This window comes from Kluyvera fluvialis (assembly GCF_059725275.1).
In genome coordinates, this window is record NZ_AP046142.1 from 2,740,028 (window position 1) to 2,759,218 (window position 19,191).

Annotated in this window: 22 protein-coding genes and 1 other annotated feature; of the genes, 9 read left to right on the forward strand and 13 right to left on the reverse strand. The window is 49.5% G+C overall.

Annotated elements, in window-relative coordinates:
* Positions 1 to 513: 513 nt before the first annotated feature.
* From AC6I4B_RS12990 to AC6I4B_RS13000, 3 genes are all read left to right on the forward strand, one after another.
* The gene (locus AC6I4B_RS12990) at positions 514 to 1,005 is read left to right on the forward strand and encodes a nucleoside-specific channel-forming Tsx family protein (protein ID WP_497765644.1); all 492 of its coding nucleotides are present in this window, start codon (positions 514 to 516) and stop codon (positions 1,003 to 1,005) included.
* 17 nt (positions 1,006 to 1,022) lie between these two features.
* Positions 1,023 to 1,760 (forward strand): nucleoside hydrolase, encoded by a 738-nt coding sequence (locus tag AC6I4B_RS12995; RefSeq protein ID WP_497765645.1) that lies wholly within the window; start codon positions 1,023 to 1,025, stop codon positions 1,758 to 1,760.
* A gap of 228 nt (positions 1,761 to 1,988) precedes the next feature.
* On the forward strand, positions 1,989 to 3,218 hold the full coding sequence (locus AC6I4B_RS13000; RefSeq protein ID WP_497765647.1) for a NupC/NupG family nucleoside CNT transporter: 1,230 nt from the start codon (positions 1,989 to 1,991) through the stop codon (positions 3,216 to 3,218).
* A gap of 39 nt (positions 3,219 to 3,257) precedes the next feature.
* On the opposite strand, the gene ihfA is transcribed toward AC6I4B_RS13000, so the two are convergent.
* The 8 genes from ihfA to thrS form a co-directional block, all read right to left on the reverse strand.
* Positions 3,258 to 3,557, reverse strand: a complete 300-nt coding sequence (gene ihfA, locus AC6I4B_RS13005) for an integration host factor subunit alpha (RefSeq protein WP_003030571.1) — start codon at positions 3,555 to 3,557, stop codon at positions 3,258 to 3,260.
* Between the two features lie 4 nt (positions 3,558 to 3,561).
* Complete coding sequence (gene pheT, locus AC6I4B_RS13010) at positions 3,562 to 5,949, reverse strand: phenylalanine--tRNA ligase subunit beta (protein ID WP_497765649.1); 2,388 nt, start codon at positions 5,947 to 5,949, stop codon at positions 3,562 to 3,564.
* Between the two features lie 15 nt (positions 5,950 to 5,964).
* Positions 5,965 to 6,948: a phenylalanine--tRNA ligase subunit alpha gene (gene pheS / locus AC6I4B_RS13015; RefSeq protein WP_497765651.1), complete on the reverse strand. Its 984-nt coding sequence runs from the start codon at positions 6,946 to 6,948 to the stop codon at positions 5,965 to 5,967.
* 165 nt (positions 6,949 to 7,113) lie between these two features.
* Positions 7,114 to 7,239, reverse strand: a sequence feature (Phe leader region).
* Entirely contained in the window at positions 7,189 to 7,233 is a 45-nt protein-coding gene (gene pheM, locus AC6I4B_RS13020) for a pheST operon leader peptide PheM (protein WP_001386830.1), read from the reverse strand. Its footprint overlaps the feature before it by 45 nt.
* A gap of 118 nt (positions 7,240 to 7,357) precedes the next feature.
* Positions 7,358 to 7,714: a 50S ribosomal protein L20 gene (rplT, locus tag AC6I4B_RS13025; protein ID WP_000124850.1), complete on the reverse strand. Its 357-nt coding sequence runs from the start codon at positions 7,712 to 7,714 to the stop codon at positions 7,358 to 7,360.
* A 54-nt stretch (positions 7,715 to 7,768) separates the two neighbouring features.
* A complete protein-coding gene (gene rpmI, locus AC6I4B_RS13030; RefSeq protein WP_003030583.1) occupies positions 7,769 to 7,966 on the reverse strand; it encodes a 50S ribosomal protein L35 in 198 nt (65 codons plus the stop codon).
* A 96-nt stretch (positions 7,967 to 8,062) separates the two neighbouring features.
* Positions 8,063 to 8,605, reverse strand: a complete 543-nt coding sequence (infC, locus tag AC6I4B_RS13035) for a translation initiation factor IF-3 (protein WP_497772147.1) — start codon at positions 8,603 to 8,605, stop codon at positions 8,063 to 8,065.
* Positions 8,606 to 8,608: 3 nt separating this feature from the next.
* The gene (gene thrS, locus AC6I4B_RS13040; RefSeq protein ID WP_497765653.1) at positions 8,609 to 10,537 is read right to left on the reverse strand and encodes a threonine--tRNA ligase; all 1,929 of its coding nucleotides are present in this window, start codon (positions 10,535 to 10,537) and stop codon (positions 8,609 to 8,611) included.
* Between the two features lie 289 nt (positions 10,538 to 10,826).
* On the opposite strand from thrS, the gene yniD reads away from it, so the two are divergent.
* The gene (yniD, locus tag AC6I4B_RS13045; protein WP_497765654.1) at positions 10,827 to 10,934 is read left to right on the forward strand and encodes a small membrane protein YniD; all 108 of its coding nucleotides are present in this window, start codon (positions 10,827 to 10,829) and stop codon (positions 10,932 to 10,934) included.
* 251 nt (positions 10,935 to 11,185) lie between these two features.
* Here the strand turns inward: yniD and AC6I4B_RS13050 are convergent, their stop codons facing one another.
* A complete protein-coding gene (locus tag AC6I4B_RS13050) occupies positions 11,186 to 11,431 on the reverse strand; it encodes a hypothetical protein (RefSeq protein ID WP_497765656.1) in 246 nt (81 codons plus the stop codon).
* 270 nt (positions 11,432 to 11,701) lie between these two features.
* Entirely contained in the window at positions 11,702 to 12,460 is a 759-nt protein-coding gene (locus AC6I4B_RS13055) for a DUF481 domain-containing protein (protein ID WP_497765657.1), read from the reverse strand.
* Positions 12,461 to 12,773: 313 nt separating this feature from the next.
* On the opposite strand from AC6I4B_RS13055, the gene pfkB reads away from it, so the two are divergent.
* Together pfkB and AC6I4B_RS13065 are read left to right on the forward strand one after the other, a co-directional pair.
* Positions 12,774 to 13,706 carry a 6-phosphofructokinase II gene (pfkB, locus tag AC6I4B_RS13060; RefSeq protein WP_497765659.1) on the forward strand — a complete coding sequence of 311 codons (933 nt, stop codon included), beginning with the start codon at positions 12,774 to 12,776 and terminating at the stop codon, positions 13,704 to 13,706.
* 275 nt (positions 13,707 to 13,981) lie between these two features.
* Positions 13,982 to 14,842 (forward strand): fructosamine kinase family protein, encoded by an 861-nt coding sequence (locus AC6I4B_RS13065; protein WP_497772148.1) that lies wholly within the window; start codon positions 13,982 to 13,984, stop codon positions 14,840 to 14,842.
* Positions 14,843 to 14,871: 29 nt separating this feature from the next.
* Here the strand turns inward: AC6I4B_RS13065 and tonB are convergent, their stop codons facing one another.
* On the reverse strand, positions 14,872 to 15,585 hold the full coding sequence (gene tonB, locus AC6I4B_RS13070) for a TonB system transport protein TonB (RefSeq protein ID WP_497772150.1): 714 nt from the start codon (positions 15,583 to 15,585) through the stop codon (positions 14,872 to 14,874).
* Between the two features lie 220 nt (positions 15,586 to 15,805).
* Between tonB and AC6I4B_RS13075 the strand changes: the two genes are divergently transcribed.
* Positions 15,806 to 16,102, forward strand: a complete 297-nt coding sequence (locus AC6I4B_RS13075; RefSeq protein ID WP_497765660.1) for a YciI family protein — start codon at positions 15,806 to 15,808, stop codon at positions 16,100 to 16,102.
* Between the two features lie 47 nt (positions 16,103 to 16,149).
* Here AC6I4B_RS13075 and AC6I4B_RS13080 read toward each other — a convergent pair whose 3' ends face one another.
* The gene (locus AC6I4B_RS13080; RefSeq protein WP_497772151.1) at positions 16,150 to 16,323 is read right to left on the reverse strand and encodes a YciY family protein; all 174 of its coding nucleotides are present in this window, start codon (positions 16,321 to 16,323) and stop codon (positions 16,150 to 16,152) included.
* Between the two features lie 144 nt (positions 16,324 to 16,467).
* On the opposite strand from AC6I4B_RS13080, the gene cls reads away from it, so the two are divergent.
* Both cls and AC6I4B_RS13090 read left to right on the forward strand, forming a co-directional pair.
* On the forward strand, positions 16,468 to 17,928 hold the full coding sequence (gene cls / locus AC6I4B_RS13085) for a cardiolipin synthase (protein WP_497765662.1): 1,461 nt from the start codon (positions 16,468 to 16,470) through the stop codon (positions 17,926 to 17,928).
* A gap of 33 nt (positions 17,929 to 17,961) precedes the next feature.
* On the forward strand, positions 17,962 to 18,291 hold the full coding sequence (locus tag AC6I4B_RS13090) for an HI1450 family dsDNA-mimic protein (protein WP_497765663.1): 330 nt from the start codon (positions 17,962 to 17,964) through the stop codon (positions 18,289 to 18,291).
* 39 nt (positions 18,292 to 18,330) lie between these two features.
* Here AC6I4B_RS13090 and AC6I4B_RS13095 read toward each other — a convergent pair whose 3' ends face one another.
* Entirely contained in the window at positions 18,331 to 19,167 is an 837-nt protein-coding gene (locus AC6I4B_RS13095) for an ion transporter (protein WP_497765665.1), read from the reverse strand.
* Positions 19,168 to 19,191 lie beyond the last annotated feature (24 nt).

Here is a 19,191-nt window from a genome sequence, read left to right on the forward strand (position 1 = left end):
CTTGGACAACATGCCTGGGTGTCATTATGTCGATATTATTCTTTCATTTGTTGAAGGTGCTATTATTGGTTTTATATTTACCCCATTATTCCAGGGTAACCCGGAGTAATTGCACCAGTAAAAAACGATCGCTTGATTCCTGCCCATTATAAAAAACAACACCTCCATTATATTTACATGCAACTAAAGAAAAAGCGCCGTGCAAATACCCACGCTTGTTAAAGCCCTTGATATTGGCGAAAGAACGCCAAATGATAAATATAAAAAGGCTTGCATATTAGAATCTTTTAATACGATTGAGTTCACCGCTTTCACTATATTCCTTCCTGGAGAGACAATACGTTCTCTTTTTTCCTGCGGCTTACCTGGAGGGAAAGGTAGCAACCAGGCGGTAGCAAATTTGCCATCACATGAAATGTGTATTAGAAAGACGACATTCTGCCAAACATTGGCAATACCCTACAAATCAAAACATAAGGAAACGAATAGATTTGCCTTTGTAGCTTTATCACCATGCCTGGCGTTCACGTCGTACGCCGAACAACTGATGATGAAGGCAACCAAGGGCAAACCACTAATGGTGAGTTCCAGACGTATCTCTGGAAAACGGGTGCCAGTCTATTTACAAAAGCCTATAATTCGCAAAGCCCCGATGTTAAAGAGACGAATCAATTTATTGGGCTTGGCTATACCCATCTTAAAACTGAGGGATGGTGGTTTAAGCCCTGTATTGCTCAACAATACATTACCGCCCACAGTAATTTCGGCCCCACTTATGATATTAACGACCTGAATATTTTTACTGTTAGCTGGAATGAAATTGATTTTAATGATGATTACACATATAACAATTACGGCGCAAATGATTCAAACGGCGGCCTGAATATTATCTGGAAAATAATGCCGCATATATCTACCACATTAATGTACCGATATTTTTATAACAAACTCGGTGCAGACGGATATGGCGACATTGTCATTTATCGCCTGGCCTATAACTTCTGACTGAAGGAACAATAATTATGTTAAGTCCCCACTGGCCTGAACTCACATCAGCACAACGTATTGCCTTAACTACCCTACCCGTTAATGGCAAAGTTCCCATCGTTATTGATAGCAATACCTATAATGAGATTGACGATCAAATGGCTATCGCCTGGGCGTTCCTGCACCCTGAACGCCTCGATTTACAAGCCATCTATGCTGCACCGTTTACCAATCACTATTTCGGCAAAGAAGGTTCACACACCTACGTTGACAATCCCGCCACGGGAATGCAATTGAGCGTTGATGAGATCCATCGCGTATTGGAAAAACTCCCTGCGCGTGAAGACATGCCACGAGTCCTGCACGGCTCCACATGTTATCTCAAAGAACGCGACCAACCAGAAATATCCGCAGCAGTAGAGGATCTGATTCATCGGGCAAGAACGGCTGCACAAACCCTGCATGTGCTGGCCATAGCCGCACCGACCAATATTGCTAACGCGCTTCTCCTCGCACCGGAAATCATCAGCAAAATTCATGTTATCTGGCTTGGTGGAAACAGCTACGACTGGAAAGATAATCAGGAATTCAACCTGATGCAGGATATCACAGCAAGCCGAGTACTGTTTGATAGCGGCGTTGCCCTCACCCAAATCCCCTGCTTTGGCGTGGCCTACACAATGGCGTCGTCTGTTCCAGAAATGCAACACTACTTTGCCAATACCAGCCGTATCGGTAGCTATTTTGCTGAAATTGCGCCGCGATGCCCGTAGATTGGTTTTGCATCCCGCAAAGTCATTTGGGATATCACAACCGTTGGCTATGTTCTGGACTCCCGATGGTTCACCTGTGAATACCGTTCATCCCCATTGATTAATGACAACCTCAACTGGAGCTTTGATAACCGCCGTCATCTTATTCAGGTCGTGAAATTTATTGAGCGAGACAATCTCTTTAAAGACCTTTTCAGAACCCTCATTGATGCTGACGGAGAATAATTGATGCAAATATTCATCGTCATGCTGGGCATCGTTATCCTGCTGCTGATTGCCTGGCTGTGTTCAGAGAATAAAAAAGCCATTCGTCTACGCACCGTCGGCGGAGCCTTTGCTATCCAGGCGATGTTCGCCGCTTTTGTTTTGTACGTCCCTTTGGGCGAAAAAATACTCCTGGCGATATCAAACAGCCTGTCTGGCATTCTCAACTATTCATCAGAAGGAATTAACTTTCTGTTTGGTAATCTTGGGCAGTTTAAGATGGGGTTCGTCTTTGCGGTGCATGTTCTGCCGATTATCATTTTCATGTCCGCACTGTTTTCCGTCCTGTACTACCTGGGCATTATGCAGTGGGTCATCCGTTTTATCGGCACGGGGATCCATAAACTGTTACGCACCAGCCCTGCCGAATCCATGGCGGCAACGGCCAATATTTTTGCCGGTAATACCGACGTTTTTGTCCTGATGAAGCCTTACGCCCCTCGTATGACACATTCAGAACTGTTTGCCTTAATGACCGGCGGCGTTGCTTCTATCGCAGGCTCAGTATTAGTAGGCTATGCCAGTATGGGAATTGAAATTCGCTATCTGGTTGCTGCCTCCTTTATGTCTGCGCCCGGCGGCCTGTTAATGGCGAAGATGATATTCCCAGAAACGCAAGCGGATAACACCGCCGATGTCACCGGAGATGCACTGGGAAGTGATGAGAAGCCTATCAACATTGTTGAGGCCGCGACGAATGGCGCCACGATGGGGCTTAAACTGGCCGCTAACGTGGGGGCAATGCTTCTGGCGTTAATTGCCTTGATTGCAATGGTAAACGGCTTACTGGGTTGGTTTTGCGGCTTTTTCGGCTATGGGGACGTGACGTTGCAATTTATCTTCAGCTATCTCTTTGCGCCGGTTGCCTGGATGTTAGGTATTCCCAGTCATGAAGTCTTGCAGATTGGCAGCCTGTTAGGCCAAAAACTGGTGCTGAATGAGTTCGTCGCGTATACCAGTTTTATTCCGATGAAGGAGCATTTGTCGGAGTATTCACAAATTATCACGATTATGGCGTTGGCAGGATTCGCAAATTTATCCTCTCCTGCGGCATTGATTGGCGTGTTGGGCGGGATCGTCCCCGAGAAAAAAAGGTTCATTGCTAAAATGGGCCTGAAAGTTATCCTGGCGGGTACGTTGTCTAACCTGCTGAGCGCCGCGCTCACGGGTTTGTTTTACCTTCTGGCGCACTAAGAAAAAGGCCGCATAAGCGGCCTTTTTAGTTAGTTCAGATTACTCTTCTTTCGGTGTTGCGTTTTCAACCCGGCTTTTTAACTTCTGACCAGGTCTGAAGGTCACCACACGCCGGGCTGTAATGGGAATATCTTCACCCGTTTTTGGGTTACGTCCCGGGCGTTGATTTTTATCACGCAGATCAAAGTTCCCAAAACCGGAAAGTTTAACCTGCTCGCCATTTTCCAGAGCGCGACGGATCTCTTCAAAAAACAGCTCTACCAGTTCTTTGGCATCCCGCTTGCTAAGCCCAAGCTTATCAAACAGATATTCTGACATTTCAGCTTTTGTAAGCGCCATAGGTTCAATCCCTCAATGATGCCTGGAATCGCTCTTTTAATGCCTCTACACATTTGGCAACGGTAGCGGCAATCTCCTCTTCTTCGAGTGTACGGCTGGTATCTTGTAGGATCAGGCTGATAGCAAGGCTTTTATAGCCTTCCGCAACACCCTTACCACGGTACACGTCAAATAAGTTTACGCCAACTATCTGATTTACGCCAACTTTCTTACATTCGTTTAAAATATCTGCAGCAGGGACATTTTCAGCGACAACAACCGCGATGTCACGACGGTTCGCCGGGAAGCGAGAAATGTCCTGAGCCTGAGGAACCACGCGGTCTGCGAGCTTATTCCACTCCAGTTCAAACACCAGTGTGCGACCGTTCAGATCAAGCTTACGTTCCAGTTCAGGGTGAATAACACCAATGAAACCAATACGTTCACCTTTCAGATAAATCGCCGCAGATTGCCCCGGATGCAACGCTGGGTTGGCTTCGGCTTTAAACTGAATTTCAGACAATTTACCGGTCAAATCGAGAACAGACTCCAGATCCCCCTTCAAATCATAGAAATCAACGGTCTCTTTTGCCAGGTTCCAATGTTCTTCATAACGGTTACCGCAGATAACCCCGCCCAGCATAACATCCTGACGGATGCCCAGCGGAGCCTGAGTATCAGGAACAAAACGCAGGCCAGTTTCAAAAATGCGCACACGGTTTTGTTGACGGTTTTGGTTGTATACCACCGTTGACAACAGACCTGTCCAGAGGGACAGACGCATAGCAGACATTTCGCTGGAGATTGGGCTTGGCAGAATCAGCGCTTCTTCACCAGGGTGCACCAGTTGCTGTATTTTCGGGTCAACGAAGCTATAAGTGATCACTTCCTGATAGCCTTTGTCGTTCAGCATCGTTTTCACTCGCTTGAGCGACAGATTCGCTTCTTTATGGCTGCCCATCACCAGACCAGCCTGTACCGGCTCGTTCGGAATGCTGTTATAGCCATAAATGCGCGCAACTTCTTCGACCAGGTCTTCTTCGATTTCCATATCGAAACGCCAGGTTGGCGCAACGGCCTGCCACTGATCGTTACCCACGGTCACTTCGCAGCCCAGGCGAGTCAGGATATCGGTAACCTGGTCGTCGGCAATGTGATGGCCAATCAGGCGATCCAGTTTGCTACGACGCAGCGTAATCGTGGCACGTTTAGGTAGAGTCGCTTCATTAGTGACATCAATAACCGGGCCAGCTTCGCCGCCGCAGATATCAATCAGCAGGCGAGTAGCACGCTCCATCGCTTTGTATTGCAGCACAGGGTCTACGCCACGCTCGTAGCGATGAGACGCATCGGTGTGCAGGCCATGACGACGTGCGCGGCCAGTAATAGACAGCGGGCTGAAGAAAGCGGATTCCAGCAGTACGTTCTGGGTTTCATCGTTCACGCCAGAATGCTCGCCGCCGAAAATACCGGCCATCGCCAGCGCTTTATTGTGGTCCGCAATAACCAGCGTATCCGCTTTGAGCTTCGCTTCAGTACCGTCCAGCAGCACCAGCGTTTCGCCCTCTTTCGCCATACGCACGATAATGCCGCCTTCAATGCGGTCTTTATCGAACGCATGCATCGGCTGACCCAGCTCCAGCAGAACGTAGTTGGTGACATCAACCACGGCATCGATTGAACGAATACCGCAACGACGCAGTTTTTCTTTCATCCACAGCGGGGTTGCCGCTTTCACGTTAATGCCTTTAATCACGCGGCCCAGGTAGCGCGGACAAGCGTCTGCAGCTTCAACCTGAATCGGCAGCACATCATCAATGGTTGCCGCAACAGCGTTAATTTCAGGAACGTTCAACGGCAGCTTGTTCAGCACGGCGACATCACGCGCCACACCGATAATGCCTAAGCAGTCAGCACGGTTTGGCGTGACGCTGATTTCGATGGTGTTATCATCGAGTTTCAGGTATTCGCGAATATCAGTACCAATTGGCGCATCGGCCGGCAGCTCGATAATGCCGTTATGGTCATCGGAAATACCCAGCTCGGAGAAAGAGCACAGCATCCCTTCAGACGGCTCACCACGCAGTTTAGCCGCTTTAATTTTGAAATCGCCCGGCAGTACCGCACCAATAGTTGCTACCGCAACACGCAGGCCCTGACGGCAGTTTGGCGCACCACACACGATGTCCAGCAGACGCTCACCACCCACGTTAACTTTCGTTACGCGCAGTTTGTCCGCATTCGGGTGCTGGCCGCACTCAACGACTTCACCCACAACCACACCGTGGAAGCTACCTGCAACGGCATCAACGCCATCGACTTCCAGGCCAGCCATGGTGATTTGCCCAGACAGCGCTTCGCTGTCAACGGCTGGGTTAACCCATTCGCGTAACCACAGTTCACTGAATTTCATTGTTTTATCCTGCCCTTATTTAAACTGTTTGAGGAAACGCAGATCGTTTTCGAAGAACGCACGTAAGTCGGTGACACCGTAACGCAGCATGGTCAGACGCTCCATGCCCATCCCGAAGGCGAAGCCGGAGTAAACTTCTGGGTCAATGCCAACGTTACGCAGTACGTTCGGATGCACCATCCCGCAGCCCAGCACTTCCAGCCATTTGCCATTTTTGCCCATCACATCGACTTCCGCAGAAGGCTCAGTGAACGGGAAGTAGGACGGACGGAAGCGAATCTGCAAGTCTTCCTCAAAGAAATTACGCAGGAAATCGTGCAATGTTCCTTTCAGGTTGGTAAAGCTGATGTTTTTATCAACAATCAGGCCTTCCATCTGGTGGAACATTGGGGTGTGCGTTTGGTCGTAGTCGTTACGATAAACGCGGCCTGGCGCAATAATGCGGATAGGCGGCTGTTTTTCCTTCATGGTACGAATCTGCACGCCAGACGTCTGGGTGCGCAGCAGACGCGTAGCATCAAACCAGAAAGTGTCGTGGTCAGCACGTGCCGGGTGATGCCCTGGAATGTTCAGCGCATCGAAGTTGTGATAATCATCTTCGATTTCCGGGCCGGTCGCCACGGTAAAACCGAGCTCACCGAAGAAACTTTCGATACGGTCGATAGTGCGCGTAACAGGGTGTAAGCCGCCGTTTTCGATGCGGCGACCTGGCAGCGAGATATCGATGGTTTCCGCAGCCAGACGCGCATTCAGCACGGCGCTTTCCAGCTCGGCTTTGCGCGCATTCAGCGCTTGTTGCACCTGCTCTTTCGCTTCGTTAATCACCGCCCCTGCTGCCGGACGTTCTTCTGGCGGCAACTCGCGCAGGGTAGTCATCTGAAGGGTCAAGTGCCCTTTCTTGCCCAAATATTCGACGCGGACATTGTCTAACGCGGCAACATCTGAAGCCTGGTTAATGGCGGCCGTTGCACTGGCAACCAGCTCTGCGAGATGTGACATGGTTTTCCTCGTTATGTGGCTATATTCATTCGTCGCATGTATATACACAAAATCATTCAAGTTGCATCAAGGCGGCAAGAGAGCGAATCCTCAGAAGCGTACATAAGTACGTGACTGAGGTAAGCGAATGCAGCCAACGCAGAGGCAGCGTGAAGGATGACATGTATAAAAAAAGCCTCCACCAGGGAGGCTTTTAGGCGCTGTTTTCCGTTTCTTCTTTCACGCGCAAGCCTCCTGAATTCAGGTGCTAAAGTAAAAGAAGAAGCGGAAAATAGCAGCATTCATTGCTTGCGTTACCTTGTGTGGTAAGAACCGTAATGCCTTTATTGAAAGGGCTACGAAGATAAATGTCAATGCATTGATATAGTTAAAACGAAAAGAGGGAGACAAGCTCCCTCTTTCAACTGGCTTATGCCAGAGCTGCTTTCGCTTTTTCGACCAGAGCGGTGAACGCTACTTTGTCGAATACTGCGATGTCAGCCAGGATCTTACGGTCGATTTCAACAGAGGCTTTTTTCAGGCCATTGATGAATTTGCTGTAAGAAATACCGTTCTGACGTGCTGCTGCGTTGATACGCGCAATCCACAGTTGACGGAACTGACGCTTACGTTGACGACGGTCACGGTAAGCGTACTGACCAGCTTTGATAACAGCCTGGAAGGCAACGCGGTATACGCGAGAACGCGCACCGTAGTAACCTTTAGCTTGTTTCAAAATTTTCTTGTGACGTGCACGTGCAATTACACCACGTTTTACGCGAGCCATATGTGCTCTCCTGTATCTATATTCTTAGTAAAAAATTAATTAAACGTTAACGGCTTATGCGTACGGCAGGCACGCGATAACCAGACCCAGATCGCCTTTAGAAACGAGGCCTTTTGGACGCAGGTGACGTTTACGCTTAGTAGATTTTTTGGTCAGAATATGACGCAGGTTTGCGTGCTTACGCTTAAATCCACCACCACCGGTTTTTTTGAAGCGCTTAGCAGCACCGCGTACGGTCTTAATTTTTGGCATCTTAATAACTTCCACTTCGCATTGTTAATAAACGAAACGTAGGCGAACAACAGCTGTGGAACCCGCAGGCTCCACAGACATTGCTACTTGAAGGCCTTACTGTTTCTTCTTAGGAGCGAGCACCATGATCATCTGGCGGCCTTCGATCTTCGTTGGGAAGGATTCGACTACTGCCAGTTCACTCAGATCTTCACGGACGCGGTTAAGCACTTCCATACCGATCTGTTGGTGGGCCATCTCACGACCGCGGAAACGCAGTGTGATCTTAGCCTTATCGCCATCTTCGAGAAAGCGAACCAGGCTGCGGAGTTTTACCTGGTAATCACCATCATCGGTCCCAGGACGGAATTTAATTTCCTTAACCTGGATAACTTTTTGCTTTTTCTTCTGTTCCTTAGAAGATTTACTCTTTTCATAAAGGAACTTGCCGTAGTCCATGATACGACAAACTGGCGGTTCGGCGTTAGGGCTGATTTCAACTAAATCTACTCCAGCTTCTTCAGCCTTTTCGATTGCTTCTCTCAGACTCACAATCCCCAGCTGCTCGCCTTCCAGACCTGTTAAGCGAACTTCCTGGGCGCGAATCTCGCCATTGATACGATTCGGACGTGCCGTTTGAACTCGTTTTCCGCCTTTAATACCTTATTCCTCCAGTTGTTGAAGACTGCGGCTGCGAATCTCTTGTTGCAGCTTCTCGATAACTTCATTTACGTCCAGGCTGCCCAAGTCTTTGCCACGACGGGTACGCACGGCAACTTTGCCTGCTTCTACCTCTTTGTCGCCACAGACCAACATGTAAGGGACACGACGTAAAGTGTGCTCGCGGATTTTAAAGCCAATCTTCTCATTTCTCAAGTCTGCTTTTACGCGAATGCCTGCATTTTGTAATTTACGGGTCAATTCGTTGACATATTCAGACTGAGAATCGGTGATATTCATCACCACTACCTGCACAGGGGCCAGCCAGGTCGGGAAGAAACCGGCAAATTCTTCGGTCAGGATGCCAATGAAGCGCTCCAGGGAACCCAGAATTGCACGGTGAATCATCACCGGGACCTGACGTTCGTTGTTTTCGCCTACATAAGAGGCGCTCAGACGAGCCGGCAGAGAGAAGTCTAACTGTACAGTACCGCACTGCCATGCACGATCGAGGCAGTCATAAAGGGTAAATTCAATTTTCGGGCCGTAGAACGCGCCTTCACCCAGTTGATACTCAAACGGGATGTTGTTTTCTTCCAGCGCAACAGCCAGATCCGCTTCTGCACGGTCCCACATTTCATCGCTACCGATACGTTTTTCCGGGCGCGTTGAAAGTTTGACCACGATTTTCTCGAAACCGAAAGTGCTGTACATATCATAGACTAAACGAATGCACGCGTTAACTTCATCACGCACCTGCTCTTCTGTACAGAAGATATGGGCGTCATCTTGAGTAAAGCCGCGCACACGCATTAAGCCATGCAGTGCACCTGACGGTTCGTTACGGTGGCAGCTACCGAACTCCGCCATACGCAGCGGCAGGTCGCGGTAGGATTTCAGACCCTGGTTAAAGATCTGAACGTGCCCCGGACAGTTCATTGGCTTGATGCAGTATTCACGGTTCTCTGAAGAGGTCGTAAACATCGCATCTTTATAGTTGTCCCAGTGGCCGGTTTTTTCCCACAGCACACGGTCCATCATGAACGGGCCTTTCACTTCCTGGTACTGGTACTCTTTCAGCTTAGAGCGGACGAAAGTTTCCAGTTCGCGGAAGATAGTCCAGCCATCGTTATGCCAGAACACCATACCCGGCGCTTCTTCCTGCATGTGATACAGGTCGAGCTGCTTACCAATCTTACGGTGATCGCGTTTCGATGCTTCTTCCAGACGTTGCAGGTAGGCGTTGAGGGCTTTTTTGTCCGTCCACGCAGTACCATAGATACGCTGCAACATCTTGTTGTTGCTGTCACCACGCCAGTATGCACCAGCAGTTTTCATCAGTTTGAAATAGTGGCAGAAACGCATATTCGGCACGTGCGGACCACGGCACATGTCGACATATTCTTCGTGATGGTACAAGCCAGGCTTGTCATCATGAGCGATGTTTTCATCAAGAATGGAAACTTTGTAAGTTTCACCACGTTTCACGAAGGTCTCGCGGGCTTCATGCCAGCTGACTTTCTTCTTGATGACATCGTAGTTTTTCTCGGCGAGCTCGTGCATACGTTTCTCGAGCGCGTCGATGTCTTCCTGGGTCAGGGTGTGGTCAAGGTCAACGTCATAATAGAAGCCGTTGTCGATAACCGGACCGATCGCCATTTTGGTGTTTGGCCAAAGCTGCTTAATTGCATGACCGAGCAAGTGCGCACACGAGTGACGAATGATTTCCAGACCGTCTTCATCTTTTGCAGTGATAATAGACAGCGTTGAGTCATTTTCAATCAGATCGGAAGCATCAACCAGTTCGCCGTTAACACGCCCAGCAATGGTGGCTTTCGCCAGACCAGGGCCAATGTCCAGAGCAACATCCATCGGGCTAACAGCGTGGTCGTAATGGCGTTGGCTGCCATCAGGAAGAGTAATTACAGGCATTTCATGTCCTTATTTGCAGTGGTGCCCCACACGAAAGAGCACATACAAAACTATATGATTAAATTTATCAACACGTTATGGATTGATTTCCGCTTCACTCTGCGAAAAATGAGGAACATGTACGTTGTACAATGCTCTGCCTACATCCGCCTGTTGATAACACCGTGAGTTAGTTTACACATCATCTCGGCCTGATAAAAGCCAGAATTACCCTCTCCTGCCCTCATTGCTAATTTTGCCAGCAATTCTGATACACTTAGGTAACTGTTTGAGCCAAAAGGGGCTAACCATGTCGACAAATCGATTTGCCAAAAAACATTGGAAAATGGTGCTGGTGCTCATTGCCATTTGTGGCGCGATGCTGTTGCTACGGTGGGCGGCTATGATATGGGGATAATAAAGAGATGTGTGAGTGACTGAAATTCACTCGCTTACATTTTCAGAACACTAAGTTATATACAAAAAATGCGTTTAATGGGTATTTATTGACAATAAGTACCGGGGAATGATTTACGATTTAAAACAAAATACGAATATTCTGATTAGAACTAATACAACAACAGCAAGAAAAACCGGTACTACTCTACCCGGTTTTCTCTGCCGGTATTAATAATTAAACGAAAATCAAATTATTACAGCACAGAATTATTAAGACCAGCCACCAGCGACCAACGTGTGGACGTTGAATGCATCATCCATAGACTGACCGGTAGACTGAGAACCCGGAGCGATGTTAGAGCCTGCTTCAACGTCGTGAGCATTGGAGATGCCAATGTGCTGTGCAGTCGTTACGTGAGAGGTACTGGCAGGCTGAGTTGCAGGCTCGGCGGCAAATACGCCGAAAGACAGTGCTGACAGCATAATAGCCGCAGTTGCGATTTTGATATTTTTCATAATGTTTATTCTCTGACTTGATTAAGACTTCGAAATGCTAAGGCATCATTTCGCCCTTGAATACAAGTGTAGATCCAGATCACACTTTTGACTAGTCAAAATATTTAGCTATTCGTGTCAAATTTATTGAATATATGTCAGAGAAACCAATTATGGAGATATTATGAAGAACCTGTTTTTTTAATTAAATAAAACAGCGGTTGTATTAAATAATAACACAAAACGATAAATGACAGAATACGGGCCGGGAATTCCCCAGCCCGTAAATGATTACATTGTGTAACCCAGCGTCAGTGAGGTACGACGATCGGTGTGATTTGGTGCACTGGCCGGCGGCTCAGAGTTCCAGCTCACGTCATAAGCGACTTTCAAACCAAAGTGCTCGTTGATAGCCACAGCCAGCGCCGTTTCAGAGTTCAGCGTGGTATCGTCAGCACCCAGCACCGAGACGCCCTGAGTGAATTTTGTGGTATCGGTCATTTTCCAGGCATAGGCCGCAGAGGCATAACCCAGCGGCTGCGTTTCGGTATTGCCATCGGTGTATTCATCGTAACGCACGCCAGGACCGAATTCGAAGCGGAGGCTGTGGATCGGCCCGTTAAGGAACTGATGACCATAACCCGCAGTGAAGACATCACGCTCGTGATAGCCATTGTAGCGGTCGGTTAACCAGCTGGCCTGACCGAACAGGTAGTCCCTATCGGTCATGTTGTAACGGCTACGCCCGCCTACCGAATATTTTTCGGAAGAGCGCTCGCCGTTAGATGAAGAGTTGCTGGCAGATCCCCATAAGGACCATGCCGTCGTATCGCCATACCAGGTCAGCGTCGAATCAGCGGTCGCTGATGAGCTTTTGGTATTGCCCGATTGGGCGAGATAGCCCGCATTCACATTACCTTCAAACGGTTTTTTAGCGGTACTAGGGTCATCCATGACAGTAAAAACGGTATCACTGGCGGTCGCAAACGCAGACGCAAACACGCCCCCCAGCAGCACAACCGCTGCCGGTACTGTCTTCAAAAGCTTCATTTATTATGAGTCCGTACAACAAAAAGGGAGACGATTCGTCCCGGAAACTTTCGCGAGGATCAACGACGGGGTGGTCCATAGAAAGGTGGCAAATTATAAAAAGGCACGTATAACATAGCAATCTATTCCTCTTTCATTTTTTGAATAAGAAATACGAAAATAGCTACTTTCTTTCATATATAAAAAGCCCACATCTTTGCTCTTCTCTATACAGATCATGCTGTTGTTTCTTTCTTTATCCGCAGGCAAGTGCCAGACTTAACGGCAATTATGTTGAGAGCCGTTCAGCGACTCATACAGGGAAATGATTGTTATGGTAAAAATCTACACACTGACCCTCGCCCCATCGCTCGACAGTGCCACCCAAACGCCGCAAATTTACCCAGAAGGAAAACTCCGCTGCCAGACTCCCGTTTTCGAACCTGGCGGCGGAGGCATTAACGTGGCGCGAGCCATCACGTTTTTAGGTGGCAAAGCAACGGCCATTTTCCCGGCCGGTGGCGCCACGGGCGAACATCTGGTAACCCTGCTTGAGGGCGAGCACGTCCCTGTCGAAAGCGTTGCGGCACGCGAATGGACGCGCCAAAACCTTCACGTACATGTTGATGCTAGCGGCGAGCAGTATCGCTTTGTCATGCCCGGAGCCACCCTGCATAACGATGAGCTACACCAGTTACAGGAAAAAGTATTACAAGCCGAGTCGGGCTCTTTATTAGTGATAAGCGGCAGCCTACCGCCCGGCGTTTCGCCAGGCGCATTCGTCGCGCTGATTAAAGCGGCCCAGCAACACGGATTACGCTGCATTATTGATAGCTCCGGTGAAGCATTAAATGCTGCATTGGCACTAGGCCAAATTGAGTTGGTGAAACCGAACCAAAAAGAGTTAAGCGCGTTAGTACAACGTGAATTGATACAGCCTGATGATGTCCGCAACGCTGCGCTTGAGATCGTACGCAATGGTAAAGCCCGCCGAGTCGTGGTGTCGCTGGGCGCACAAGGAGCACTAGCGGTAGACGAACACCATTGTGTGCAGGTCGTCCCTCCCCCAATCAAAAGCCAAAGTACGGTAGGCGCTGGCGATAGCATGGTGGGGGCAATGGTCTTAAAACTGGCCGAAAACGCAAGCCTTGACGAAATGGTTCGTTACGGTGTCGCCGCCGGTAGCGCGGCAACTCTCAATCAAGGAACACGCCTCTGTTCACTGGAGAATACGCAGAAGATTTACCATTATCTGCAACAGCACTAAATGTTCAGTAATTAACCCTCGCGGGGTTGCCCGCGAGTCGCTAAATCAGCGATATCGTCTATGCTAACAAAACTCCAGAGTTAACAATCGGGTGCACCGGGATGGTTACATAAACGGTCGCGACGAGTGAGTCATCATACGCTCGTCGTATAAGGTTTATGGCCTTACCTTTGCTTTCGACATCCTTTTTACCCGTTGTGCGGTACAGCTCGACTTTTTACCCGGTATTTATGCGCTAACCTTATGATATGGCAGAAAACATGGGGAGAGACATCATGTGGCAAGCGATCACCAGCCTGTTAGGCGAGCAGCTTGGAAGTGGCGAAATCGACCAACGCACAGAATTACCCGGCGGAGAGATCCACGCCGCATGGCATATGCGCTATGCCGGCCGGGAGTTTTTTGTTAAATGTGATGAACGTGAATTACTGCCCATTTTTACTGCGGAGGCCGATCAGCTTGAACTGCTCTCGCGCAGCAAAACCGTGACCGTGCCGGAGGTGTTTGCCGTCGGGTCAGACCGCGATTACAGTTTTCTGGTCATGGAGTACCTGCCTCCACGCCCGCTGGATGCGCATAACGCCTTTTTGTTGGGGCAGCAACTTGCCCGCCTGCATCAATGGAGCGATCAGCCCCAGTTCGGGCTCGATTTCGACAACGATCTGTCAACCACTCCGCAGCCCAATGCGTGGCAACGGCGTTGGTCAAATTTCTTTGCCGAGCAACGTATTGGCTGGCAACTCGAACTCGCCGCCGAAAAGGGCATGAAGTTCGGCGACATTGACGCCATTGTGGAATTCGTCCAGCAACGCCTGAGTTCACACCAACCGCAACCGTCTTTATTGCACGGTGATTTATGGTCAAACAACTGCGCGTTGGGGCCAAACGGTCCGTATATATTTGACCCGGCATGTTATTGGGGAGACCGTGAGTGTGACCTGGCAATGCTGCCGCTGCACCCCGATCAACCCCCACAGCTTTACGATGGCTACCAGTCGATTTCGCCGTTACCTACCGACTTCCTCGATCGCCAGCCCATTTACCAGCTTTATACTTTAATTAACCGAGCAATCCTTTTTGGTGGGCAACATCTTGTTGTGGCACAAAAAGCGTTGGACAAAGTCCTGGCCGCATAACAACAAAGCCCCCTTGCGGGGGCTTCTGCTTAGTTCATCTGAACGCCTTTCAGGCGGAACTCAATATTCATAATCAGCCCCTTACCCGGCTTACCGGCTTCGTAACGCCATTTACGCATCGCGGTTTTGACATCACGTTCAAACATATTGGACGGTTGCGCGGAGAGAATCTCGACGTTTTCGACACGTCCATCGGCGGTGACGTCAAACTTAACGCGCACTTTACCTTCAATACGCAGCGCCTGCGCTCGAGTAGGATAGCCTGGCTGCGGGCGGTTTAACGCACGAGGCCCAGTTGGAACATTGACTGACGGCGCGCTGGCTCCCGGCAAGTTGTTAGCCACCGACCGCGCTGGAGGCGCATCGTTATTCACCGTAGACAGCGGACGCTGCTCAGCCGGTTTAACTTCGGGCTTCGGCTGTTCGACTTTTTTCACCGGCTTCGGTTTTGGCTTCGGCTTAGGTTTCGGTTTATGAATAACGACCGGAGCCTGTGGGACTTCTGGAATGGGTTCTGGCTCGGGTTCCGGTTCAGGTTCTACAACGGGCTGTGGCTGTACCACGGCCTGCGGCGGCTCTAAATCGGCAGGGGCCACCATCGTCACAGTAATCGGCTGAGCGGGTGCGGGCAGTTCAATAACCTGATGTACCGAAGTATAAAGCAGACCAGCCACGACGGCACCGTGGATACCAACAGAGAGTAACGTCGGCCACGGAAAGCGGCGAGGTAAATCAAGGGGCATTGCAGTCATAGTCGTTACAGTTGAAAAATGAGAACTCGATTTTAAATGCAAATAGCAATCATATTCAATAAGACATCTCAGCTTCGGGTAACTTTCTCCCCCAGATGAGCAAAAAAACCGCGCTGCTTAGCGACTTTTAACATCAATAAAACTTTACATTGCAGTCGCTAACGCTTTCCCTTACCGTAATCCGCAAATTATTTAAACAGGAGTTCCGCCCGTGCTTTATGTCATTTATGCCCAGGATATCGCCGACTCTCTTGAAAAACGTTTGTCCGTTCGCCCAGCGCATCTCGCTCGTCTACAATTGCTGCATGACGAAGGCCGTCTACTGACCGCAGGCCCAATGCCAGCAGTAGACAGCAACGATCCCGGTGTTGCGGGTTTCACCGGTTCAACCGTTATTGCAGAATTTGAATCACTGGAAGCTGCCCAATCATGGGCACAAGACGATCCGTACGTCGCTGCGGGGGTTTATCAGCAGGTTTCCGTGAAGCCATATAAGAAGGTTTTTTAAACCAGCTTCAAAAACTGAGGGCACCTAAACGGTGCCCTTTTTTATCATCAGAGATCGTAAATGGCGTACAGCAGGCAGTTACGCTGCCGACCTACCAGGCTCTTTCTGATGGAATGGATGCGCATGTTACGACGCGACTGACCTTCCAGCCAACGAGCTTTACGGCGGCTCGCTTGTCTCAGCATCCGCCAGCGCCCCACTTCCGTTCTACTACGCTTCATGTCTAACGCTCTTTCAAAAAAAAGACGGGTCATTATAGCCCCTTGCGAAAAGCTGACTAGTGCTTTCTCGACGCGTTTTTATTTGCCAGATGTCCCATGATGCGTAAACTCTTAACAACTGGCTTTCAAAAGGATTTCCGAAATATGACAACCGTCTACACCGTAGTAAGTTGGATGGCTATTCTGGGGTATTGGTTGTTAATCGCTGGGGTGACATTACGTATTCTGATGAAACGCCGTGCCGTGCCGTCTGCAATGGCCTGGTTGCTTATCATCTACATCCTGCCACTGGTCGGGATTATCGCCTATTTGTCACTCGGCGAATTACACCTTGGAAAACGCCGCGCTGAACGCGCTCGCGCCATGTGGCCATCAACCGCGAAATGGCTCAATAACCTCAAAGCCTGCAAACATATCTTCGCGCAAGACAATAGTCAGGTGGCCTCCTCGCTGTTCAAACTGTGTGAGCGCCGCCAAGGTATTGCCGGCCTTAAAGGCAACCAACTGCAATTATTAACCGACTCCGACGATGTGATGCAGGCGATTATTCGCGATATTCAGCTAGCCCGTCACAATATCGAGATGGTTTTTTATATCTGGCAGCCCGGCGGTATGGCCGACCAAGTGGCGGAATCGTTGATGGCCGCCGCGCGCCGTGGCGTTCACTGCCGCTTGATGCTTGACTCGGCAGGCAGCGTGGCCTTTTTCCGCAGCCCCTGGGCCGCAATGATGCGCAACGCCGGAATAGAAGTTGTCGAAGCGCTAAAAGTCAATCTGATGCGTGTCTTCCTGCGCCGCATGGATTTACGTCAGCATCGCAAAATGATCATGATAGACAACTATATTGCCTATACCGGCAGTATGAATATGGTCGATCCGCGCTTCTTTAAACAAGACTCCGGCGTGGGTCAGTGGATTGATCTGATGGCGCGCATGGAAGGCCCAATCGCCACCGGCATGGGAATTGTTTACTCCTGCGACTGGGAGATTGAAACCGGCAAACGTATTTTACCACCGACGCCAGATCTCAATATTATGCCGTTTGAAGAAGCCAGCGGGCATACTATCCAGACTATCGCCTCCGGCCCCGGCTTCCCGGAAGATTTGATTCATCAGGCGCTGTTAACCGCAGCCTATTCCGCTCGTGAATACCTGATCATGACAACGCCCTACTTTGTGCCCAGCGAGGATCTGCTGCACGCCATTTGTACCGCCGCGCAGCGTGGCGTTGATGTCAGCATTATTCTGCCACGCAAAAATGATTCGGTTCTGGTTGGCTGGGCAAGCCGTGCGTTCTTTACAGAACTGCTGGCGGCAGGGGTTAAAATTTACCAGTTCGAAGGCGGCTTGCTGCACACCAAGAGCGTGCTGGTTGATGGCGAACTGAGCCTCGTCGGGACTGTTAACCTCGATATGCGCAGCCTGTGGCTTAATTTTGAGATTACGCTGGTTATCGACGATGCCGGGTTTGGGGCCGATCTCGCGGCGGTACAAGACGATTATATTTCCCGTTCGCGCTTGCTGGACGCTCGTTTGTGGGTAAAACGCCCCTTCTGGCATCGCATTGCCGAGCGACTGTTTTACTTCTTCAGCCCATTACTGTAAAACGTGCCCATCAGCACTTAACAGGTAGTCATCATGGATATGGATTTAAATAACCGCCTGACCGAAGACGAAACGCTTGAACAGGCTTATGACATTTTTCTTGAGCTGGCGGTCGATAATCTCGATCCAGCCGACGTTCTTTTATTTAATCTTCAGTTTGAAGAACGCGGCGGCGCAGAGCTGTTTGACCCGTCTGAGGACTGGAAAGAACACGTCGATTACGATTTAAACCCGGACTTCTTCGCAGAAGTCGTGATTGGTTTAGCCGATACCGACGGCGGCGAAATTAACGATATTTTTGCTCGCGTGCTGCTGTGCCGCGAAAAAGACCACAAACTCTGCCATATCCTGTGGCGTGAATAAGCCGCAATATATTGATCAGGGCAGCGTCGCTGCCCTTTTTTATAGCTGGTGTGGCAACGCTGTACCACAATGGCTACAGTAATGCGCGCTAACCGCATGATCACGCTGTTTGCAATGCGGGCACACCCGCGCATGGCGGCGTTGTTGAAACTCATTAGTCATCTGCGCAGTAATAATCCCCGTTGGAATAGCAATCACCGAATAACCAATTAAAATCAGAACTGAAGCGACCATTCTTCCCGCCGCGGTATGTGGCGTAATATCACCATACCCCACCGTTGTCACCGTCACTATGGCCCAATACACCGACGTGCTAAGAGTAGTAAAACCGTTGACCGGCCCTTCAATGCCGTACATCAACGCTCCGGCAACCACCATCACAATGCCGATAAAGGTATAAAACAAAATCAACTGATGGCGGGAATTAACAATCGCACTCCACAGGCTATTTAACGCAGGCATCAGCCGCAGTAATTTCAGGATCCGCAATACGCGAATGACACGCATCGCCCGCCAGGCGAACAGATATTCGACACCAATTTCCGGCCATAGCCAAATAACGTACAGCGGCAAAATGGTCGCCAGATCGATAAATCCCCAGAAGCTGAAAACATAGCGCGCAGGTTGCGGCCAGCAGAGTAAACGCAGGAAATACTCAAAGGTAAAAATCAGGGTGAAAGCAATTTCGAGGCGAACAAAGACTTGCCATTCATCGTAAGTCAGATGGTAAGTAGTACCAATCCCGGACTCAATAAAAATAGCGATAACACTTAATAACGCCAAAAGACCGCACAGGGCTTCAAACCGCCGACCCGAACACGTGCGTTGATCAAATAAGAAATGATAAAAACGATGGCGCAAAGCGCTAATAGCCATCACGTTGTGATCCTCGTATAAACA

Coding starts and splice junctions, on each gene's coding strand:
- AC6I4B_RS12990 (WP_497765644.1), top strand. CDS start 514: ATGCCTGGCGTTCACGTCGTACGCCGAACAACTGATGATGAAGGCAAC.
- AC6I4B_RS12995 (WP_497765645.1), top strand. CDS start 1,023: ATGTTAAGTCCCCACTGGCCTGAACTCACATCAGCACAACGTATTGCC.
- AC6I4B_RS13000 (WP_497765647.1), top strand. CDS start 1,989: ATGCAAATATTCATCGTCATGCTGGGCATCGTTATCCTGCTGCTGATT.
- ihfA (WP_003030571.1), bottom strand. CDS start 3,557: ATGGCGCTTACAAAAGCTGAAATGTCAGAATATCTGTTTGATAAGCTT.
- pheT (WP_497765649.1), bottom strand. CDS start 5,949: ATGAAATTCAGTGAACTGTGGTTACGCGAATGGGTTAACCCAGCCGTT.
- pheS (WP_497765651.1), bottom strand. CDS start 6,948: ATGTCACATCTCGCAGAGCTGGTTGCCAGTGCAACGGCCGCCATTAAC.
- rplT (WP_000124850.1), bottom strand. CDS start 7,714: ATGGCTCGCGTAAAACGTGGTGTAATTGCACGTGCACGTCACAAGAAA.
- rpmI (WP_003030583.1), bottom strand. CDS start 7,966: ATGCCAAAAATTAAGACCGTACGCGGTGCTGCTAAGCGCTTCAAAAAA.
- thrS (WP_497765653.1), bottom strand. CDS start 10,537: ATGCCTGTAATTACTCTTCCTGATGGCAGCCAACGCCATTACGACCAC.
- yniD (WP_497765654.1), top strand. CDS start 10,827: ATGTCGACAAATCGATTTGCCAAAAAACATTGGAAAATGGTGCTGGTG.
- AC6I4B_RS13050 (WP_497765656.1), bottom strand. CDS start 11,431: ATGAAAAATATCAAAATCGCAACTGCGGCTATTATGCTGTCAGCACTG.
- AC6I4B_RS13055 (WP_497765657.1), bottom strand. CDS start 12,460: ATGAAGCTTTTGAAGACAGTACCGGCAGCGGTTGTGCTGCTGGGGGGC.
- pfkB (WP_497765659.1), top strand. CDS start 12,774: ATGGTAAAAATCTACACACTGACCCTCGCCCCATCGCTCGACAGTGCC.
- AC6I4B_RS13065 (WP_497772148.1), top strand. CDS start 13,982: ATGTGGCAAGCGATCACCAGCCTGTTAGGCGAGCAGCTTGGAAGTGGC.
- tonB (WP_497772150.1), bottom strand. CDS start 15,585: ATGCCCCTTGATTTACCTCGCCGCTTTCCGTGGCCGACGTTACTCTCT.
- AC6I4B_RS13080 (WP_497772151.1), bottom strand. CDS start 16,323: ATGAAGCGTAGTAGAACGGAAGTGGGGCGCTGGCGGATGCTGAGACAA.
- cls (WP_497765662.1), top strand. CDS start 16,468: ATGACAACCGTCTACACCGTAGTAAGTTGGATGGCTATTCTGGGGTAT.
- AC6I4B_RS13090 (WP_497765663.1), top strand. CDS start 17,962: ATGGATATGGATTTAAATAACCGCCTGACCGAAGACGAAACGCTTGAA.
- AC6I4B_RS13095 (WP_497765665.1), bottom strand. CDS start 19,167: ATGGCTATTAGCGCTTTGCGCCATCGTTTTTATCATTTCTTATTTGAT.